2 protein-coding genes are annotated in these 2,229 nt (G+C 74.0%); one reads left to right on the top strand and one right to left on the bottom strand.

The features are described 5' to 3' along the window. Positions 1 to 22 precede the first annotated feature (22 nt). The gene (locus VFZ20_RS02825; protein WP_329682306.1) at positions 23 to 643 is read right to left on the bottom strand and encodes a DUF2231 domain-containing protein; all 621 of its coding nucleotides are present in this window, start codon (positions 641 to 643) and stop codon (positions 23 to 25) included. Between the two features lie 145 nt (positions 644 to 788). Between VFZ20_RS02825 and VFZ20_RS02830 the strand changes: the two genes are divergently transcribed. Continuing rightward, positions 789 to 2,229, top strand: a 1,441-nt coding sequence (locus VFZ20_RS02830) for a TonB-dependent receptor (RefSeq protein ID WP_329682307.1), incomplete at its 3' end; no start/stop codon positions are given.

A 2,229-nucleotide genomic window follows, 5' to 3' on the forward strand; every position in this document is an offset into this window, starting at 1 on the left:
TGGCGACGCCATTCCGCCCGCCCTACCACCGCGGTGGGACGGCGTGGATCTCGGGCTCGTCGAACGCCTTTTCGGGGCGCGTGAGCACGGGCACCAGCTCGCCGCGCGCCATCTCGCCCGCGGCACCCTTCACGGCGCGGCCCAGGTTGCCGGCGGCCACGCGCGCGGCCTCGCCCACGTTCTCCAGCGTGACCTCCGGGCCGCGCGCCTCGTTCAGCCCGCCGGCCAGCTTTACCCCCAGCCCGTGCTCGTACGCCATCCGCCCGCCGATCCAGGCGCTGTAGCCCATCGCTCCCAGCGCGGCCAAGCCCGTGAGCAGGTAGCCCACCCCGGGCCGGTGCGTGCGCATCCGCCGGATGGCCATGGCCGTCGTGATGCCCACGAGCCCCGCGTTGAGCGTGCGGTGCGTCACGAGCAGGTCGTGCGCCTGCCCCTCGGCGTGCACGGCCTCCTGCGCGATGAGGCCGAACGCCGCCGCCGTCACGGCGCCCGCCGCGGCCAGGGGCATGGTGCGGCGCCCCATCTCCAGCAGCGCGTAGTCGCCCGTTACCCGGCCCAGCGCGTCCGCGGCCAGCGACAGGGGCAGCAGCGCGATGGGAAAGTGCACCGTCGCGGGGTGCATCTCCTGCAGTCCAATGGCCATGGCTCGCCTCCCTCGTTATCTCTGTTCCGTTCCAGGAGCCGGACCCCCGTGGCAGGATCGGTTCCAACGGAACGACGGCCCCACGGGTGGATGCAGGACGGACCCCCCATCCGCTTCACCCCTCACGTCCGATGAATCAGTGCCGATGCGCTCCATCCCCCTGCTGCTGATCCCCCTTGCCGCCGCGCCGCTCCAGGCCCAGGAGCCCGACACGGCCGCGCGCGCCGACACCGTGCTGCTGCCGGAGGTGACCGTGACGGCCACGCGGGTGCCGGCGCGCATATTGGACGTGCCGCTGGCCGTGACCGTCGTGGGCCGCGAGGCGCTGCGCGACCGCGTGGGCAACCGCGTGGACCAGGCGCTGCGGGGCGTGCCCGGCGTGCTGGCGCAGTCGCGGACGGGCGGCGGCGACGTGCGCATCGTCATCCGCGGCTTTGGCGCGCGAGGCGCGGGCGATCGGTCCAACGCGGGCACCACGCGCGGCATCCGCATCCTGCAGGACGGCGTGCCCGAGACGGAGCCGGACGGCCGCACGGCGCTGGACCTGGTGGACCTGGCGGCGGTGGAGGAGATGGAGGTCGTGCGGTCCAACGGGTCGGCCCTGTGGGGCAACGCGGCGGGCGGTGTCATCAGCTTTTCGTCCGTGCCCGCGTTCGACCGGCCGTTCATCCAGGCGCAGGAGCAGCTCGGCGGATTCGGGCTGACGAGGCAGGTGGTGCGCGGCGGGCAGACGGTGGGTGCCGCGCGGACGTACCTGTCGCTCACGCGGACGGAGCAGGACGGCTGGCGCGCCAACTCCGCCGGCGAGCGCACGCTGGTGAACGCGGGGCTCGTGGCGCCCCTCGGCGGGCGCACGGAGGTGCGGCTGCACGCCGTGGCGGCCGACAACCGCTTCGGCATTCCCGGTCCGCTCACGCTGGACGCGCTGGAGGCCGATCCGCGGCAGGCCAACGCCACGTACGCGCAGCGCCGCGAGCGGCGGCACAACCGCGTGGCGCGCGTCTCCCTGCAGGCGGAGCACCGCGCGGCGGACGGGCTGACCGTGCAGGGGATGCTCTTCGCCCAGCCCAAGCATCTCGTCCGCAGCGAGCGCGGCACGTACCGCGACTTTGACCGCGACCACGTGGGCGGCAGCCTGGGCGCGCGCTGGGAGCACGCCGTGGCGCCCGGCGTGGCCGGCGGCCTGTCGTTCGGGGTGGACCACGCGCGGCAGAGCGGCGCCGGCATCTTCTACTCCCTCACGGGCGAGGGCGAGCAGGGGGAGGAGCTGCGCTCGCACCAGGAGGAGAACACGAGCAACCTGGGGGTCTACGCACAGGAGCAGCTGTCGCTGGGCGAGCGGCTGGAGGTGGTGCTGGGTGCGCGCTGGGACGACATCACCTACGACGTGGTGGACGTGCTGGAGCCGCGGCTGAGCGACCGGCGGAGCTTTACGCGCCTGTCGCCCAAGCTGGGCCTGGTGTGGCGGATGACGGACGCGCACAGCCTGTACGCCAACGTGGGCGGCGGCGTGGAGGCGCCCGCGGGCAACGAGACGGATCCCGTCAGCACGTTTGGCCAGGACACCCTCTACGGGCTGAACCCGC

The sequence above is a fragment of the Longimicrobium sp. genome (genome assembly GCF_036280135.1).
Classification (GTDB): Bacteria; Gemmatimonadota; Gemmatimonadetes; order Longimicrobiales; family Longimicrobiaceae; genus Longimicrobium.

Coding starts and splice junctions, on each gene's coding strand:
- VFZ20_RS02825 (WP_329682306.1), bottom strand. CDS start 643: ATGGCCATTGGACTGCAGGAGATGCACCCCGCGACGGTGCACTTTCCC.